This window comes from Aeromicrobium sp. PFPM2_SD2, assembly GCF_057364525.1.
On sequence record NZ_JBNFNZ010000180.1, the window covers coordinates 1 to 4,635 of the forward strand.

The window sequence follows — 4,635 nt, forward strand, 5'->3', positions numbered from 1 at the left end:
CAGCCTAGCGAACCCGACCCCGGTCTCCCGGGACCGGGACGACGACGCCGGCCGCGCCCTGGCGGGCAGCGGCGCGTCGTCGGCGCGGTCGGCCACCCAGCCGCGCTGGCCGCGGATGCGTCCGCCGCGGACGTTGAAGATCTGCACGGCGACCTCGAGCGGGTCGAGCTCGAAGCCGAGGACGTCGGCGTCGGTGCCGTCGCCGAGCACGACGGTCTGCTTCTCCAGGACGCGGTTGAGCGCGCCGAGGTCGTCGCGGTACTTGGCCGCCAGCTCGTACTCCTGGTTGGCCGCCGCGTCGCGCATCTTGCGCTCCAGCTCGCGGGTGAAGCCGGCCGTCTGGCCGCCCATGAACGCCATGAAGTCGTCGACGATGTCGCGGTGCTCGTCGGCGTCCACGCGGCCGACGCACGGCGCGGCGCACTTGCCGATGTCGCCGAGCAGGCACGGACGCCCGATGGCCGCGGCGCGGCGGAAGACGCCGGACGAGCACGAGCGCATGGGGAAGACCCGCAGCAGCGTGTCGACGGTGTCGCGGATGGCCCAGGCGTGGCCGTACGGGCCGAAGTAGCGCACGCCCTTGCGCTGGGCGCCACGCATGACCTGGACCCGCGGGTACTCCTCCCCCACGGTCACGGCCAGCCACGGGTAGGACTTGTCGTCGCGGTACTTGACGTTGAACCGCGGGTCGAACTCCTTGATCCAGGTGTACTCGAGCGCGAGCGCCTCGACCTCGGTGTCGACGACCGTCCAGTCGACGCCGGCCGCCGTGGTGACCATGCGCCGGGTGCGCTCGTGCAGGCCGGCCAGGTCGGCGAAGTAGGAGTTCAGCCGCTGGCGCAGCGACTTGGCCTTGCCGACGTAGATGACCCGACCCTCGGCGTCACGGAAGCGGTAGACGCCGGGGTCGGTGGGGATCTCCCCGGCCGGGGCCGGTAGGTCGCCGGGTCGGCCATCAGGCCACCGGGACGCGACCGCGCTCGAGCAGCGGCGCCAGGAAGCGGCCGGTGTGGCTCTCGGGCGTGGCCGCCACCTTCTCCGGCGTGCCGGTGACGACGACCGTGCCGCCCCCACTGCCGCCCTCCGGGCCCATGTCGATGATGTGGTCGGCGGTCTTGATGACGTCCAGGTTGTGCTCGATGACGATGATCGAGTTGCCCTGGTCGACGAGCCGGTGGAGCACCTCGAGGAGCTTGCGGATGTCCTCGAAGTGCAGGCCGGTGGTGGGCTCGTCGAGCACGTACATCGTGCGGCCGGTGCTGCGCCGCTGGAGCTCGGTGGCCAGCTTCACGCGCTGGGCCTCGCCGCCGGACAGAGTCGTGGCCGGCTGGCCGAGCCGGACGTAGCCCAGGCCGACCTCGACGAGCGTCTTGAGGTGGCGGTGGATGACCGTGATGGGCTCGAAGAACTCCGCGGCCTCCTCGATCGGCATGTCGAGGACCTCGGCGATCGTCCTGCCCTTGTAGCGCACCTCGAGCGTCTCGCGGTTGTAGCGCGCGCCGCCGCAGACCTCGCAGGGCACGTACACGTCGGGCAGGAAGTTCATCTCGATCTTGATCGTGCCGTCGCCCGAGCAGCCCTCGCAGCGTCCGCCCTTGATGTTGAACGAGAACCGGCCCTGCTGATAGCCGCGCATCTTCGCCTCGGGCGTCTGCGCGAACAGCTTGCGGACGTGGTCGAAGACGCCGGTGTAGGTCGCCGGGTTCGAGCGCGGCGTGCGGCCGATGGGCGACTGGTCGACGTGGATGATCTTGTCGAGCTGGTCGGTGCCCTCGATCGTGCGGTGCCGGCCGGGGATGGCCCGCGCCTTGTAGATCGAGCGCGCCAGCGACGTGTAGAGGATGTCGTTGACCAGGGTCGACTTGCCCGAGCCCGAGACGCCGGTGACGGCGACGAGCTGGCCGAGCGGGAACTTCACGTCCACGTTGCGCAGGTTGTTCTCGCGGGCGCCGCGGACCACGAGCTCGCGGCCCTTCTGCGCCGGACGACGCTGGTCGGGCACGGGGATCTCGAGCCGGCCGGACAGGTACTTGCCGGTGATCGAGTCCTCGCTGGACAGCAGCTCGTCCACCGGGCCGGAGACGATGACGTGCCCGCCGCGCTCACCGGCACCGGGGCCGATGTCGACCGCCCAGTCGGCGGCGCGGATGGTGTCCTCGTCGTGCTCGACGACGATGAGCGTGTTGCCCAGGTTCTTGAGCCGCACGAGGGTCTGGATCAGCCGCTCGTTGTCGCGCTGGTGCAGGCCGATGGACGGCTCGTCCAGCACGTACAGGACGCCGACGAGGCCGGCGCCGATCTGCGTGGCCAGGCGGATGCGCTGGGCCTCGCCGCCGGACAGCGTGCCCGCCGCGCGGTCGAGCGAGAGGTAGTCCAGGCCGACGTCGAGCAGGAACTTCAGCCGGGCGTTGATCTCCTTGAGCACCTGCGCGGCGATCTGCTTCTCGCGCGGGCTCATCTCCAGGCCGGCCAGGTACTCGGCCGCCTCGCGGATCGAGAGGTTGGAGACCTCGGCGATGTTCTTCTCGCCGACCGCCGGGTTCTCGACGGTCACCGCGAGGATGACCGGCTTGAGCCGGGTGCCCTGGCAGGTCGGGCAGGCGACCTCGCGCATGAAGCCCTCGTAGCGCTCCTTGCTCGCCTCGGACTCGGTCTCCTCGTGGCGGCGCTCGATGTAGCCGATCGCGCCCTCGAAGGAGGTGTAGTACGAGCGCTCGCGGCCGTACCGGTTGCGGTAGCGGACGTGCACCTTGGTCGGGTGGCCGTGCAGCAGGGCCTTCTGGACGTCCTTGGACAGCCGCTCGAACGGCGTGTCGAGGTCGAAGCCGAGCTCGTCGCCGAGCGCCTGCAGGATGCGCCCGAAGTAGTCGCTGGACTGGGTGTTGCTCCAGGGGGCCAGCGCGCCCTCGGCGAGGGTCTTGGTCGGGTCGGGGACGACCAGCTCGGGGTCGACCTCGAGCCGGGTGCCCAGGCCGTGGCAGACCGGGCAGGCGCCGAACGGCGCGTTGAACGAGAACGAGCGCGGCTCGAGCTCGTCGACGGCCAGCGGGTGGTCGTTGGGGCAGGCCAGCTTCTCGCTGAACCGGCGGACGCGCTGCGGGTCGTCGGCGGGCAGGTCGACCACCTCGACCAGCACCAGGCCGTCGGCCAGGCCGAGCGCGGTCTCGACCGAGTCGGTGAGCCGCTGCTTCTGCGTCGGCTTGACCTGCAGGCGGTCGACGACGACGTCGATCGTGTGCTTCTTGGTCTTGGCCAGCTTCGGCGGCTCGTCGGCGAGCATGTGCACCTCGCCGTCGACGACGACGCGGCTGAAGCCCTGCTGCTGCAGGGTGCGGAACAGCTCGAGGTACTCGCCCTTGCGGCCGCGGATGACCGGCGCGAGCACCTGGAAGCGGGTGCCCTCGTCCATCGTCATGACCCGGTCGACGATCTGCTGCGGCGTCTGCTTCGAGATGCGCTCGCCGCACTCGGGGCAGTGCGCGCGGCCGGCGCGCGCGAACAGCAGGCGCAGGTAGTCGTGGACCTCGGTGATCGTGCCCACCGTCGAGCGCGGGTTGCGCGAGGTGGACTTCTGGTCGATCGAGACCGCGGGCGACAGGCCCTCGATGAAGTCGACGTCCGGCTTGTCCATCTGCCCCAGGAACTGGCGCGCGTAGGCCGACAGCGACTCGACGTAGCGGCGCTGACCCTCGGCGAAGATGGTGTCGAAGGCCAGCGACGACTTGCCCGAGCCGGACAGGCCGGTGAAGACGATGAGGGAGTCGCGCGGCAGGTCCAGCGAGACGTTCTTGAGGTTGTGCTCGCGGGCGCCCTCGATGACGAGGCGGTCGTTCACTCGGCTCCTGAGGTCAGAGGTGTGAGGCATCTACGACCTTAACGACGCCCACCGACAAGAACATCCCGTGGCGGCCCACGAGGTGACCGGACTCACCGTCCGGGCCTATCGTCGGGCCCATGACGTACACCGGACAGGTCACCGTCGGAGGTCCCGCGGACGTGCGCGAGCTCGCCGACCTCACGATCACCAAGCTCGCGGTCGGCGACATGAGCAACAACGCCTACCTGCTCGAGTGCCGCGCCACCGGCAAGCGGCTGCTCGTCGACGCCGCCGCCGAGCCGGGCCGGCTCATGGACCTGGTCGGCGAGACCGAGGCGCTCGACGGCATCGTCACCACCCACCGCCACCCCGACCACTGGGCGGCGCTCGACGACGTCGTCAGGGAGACCGTGGTCCGCACGTTCGCCGGCCGCGACGACGCCGACGGCATCCCGGTGCCTACGGACGTCCGCCTCGCCGACGGCGACACGCTGCGGTTCGGCGAGGTCGAGCTCGAGGTCGTCCAGGTCGTCGGCCACACGCCGGGCTCGATCGTGCTCGTGCACCGTGACGCAGGCGGCAGCACGCACCTGTTCACCGGCGACTCGCTGTTCCCCGGCGGCGTCGGCAAGACCTGGTCGCAGGACGACTTCGCCCGGCTGATCGACGACGTCGAGACGAAGCTGTTCGGCCGCTTCGACGACGACACCTGGTTCTACCCGGGCCACGGGGACGACTCGACGCTCGCGCGAGCGTCCGCACCTGGCCGAGCTGGCGCGCCGCGGCTGGTGACTCCCGCCGGCCCGGTCGGCGGTGAC

General features: G+C 70.7%; 2 protein-coding genes and 1 pseudogene. 1 reads left to right on the forward strand and 2 read right to left on the reverse strand.

All coding sequences use genetic code 11. From position 1 onward, the window contains the following. Positions 1-72: 72 nt before the first annotated feature. Both uvrC and uvrA read right to left on the reverse strand, forming a co-directional pair. A pseudogene (uvrC, locus tag AC2W7G_RS09525) lies at positions 73-956 on the reverse strand (excinuclease ABC subunit UvrC); the annotation flags it as partial. Then, positions 956-3,835, reverse strand: coding sequence for an excinuclease ABC subunit UvrA (gene uvrA / locus AC2W7G_RS09530; RefSeq protein WP_485868224.1), 2,880 nt, complete (start codon positions 3,833-3,835; stop codon positions 956-958). The gene uvrA and the pseudogene uvrC, both read right to left, overlap by 1 nt. Before the next feature lie 119 nt (positions 3,836-3,954). Here uvrA and AC2W7G_RS09535 point away from each other — a divergent pair. Then, positions 3,955-4,635: MBL fold metallo-hydrolase (locus tag AC2W7G_RS09535; RefSeq protein WP_485868225.1), on the forward strand; the 681-nt coding region annotated here is incomplete at its 3' end.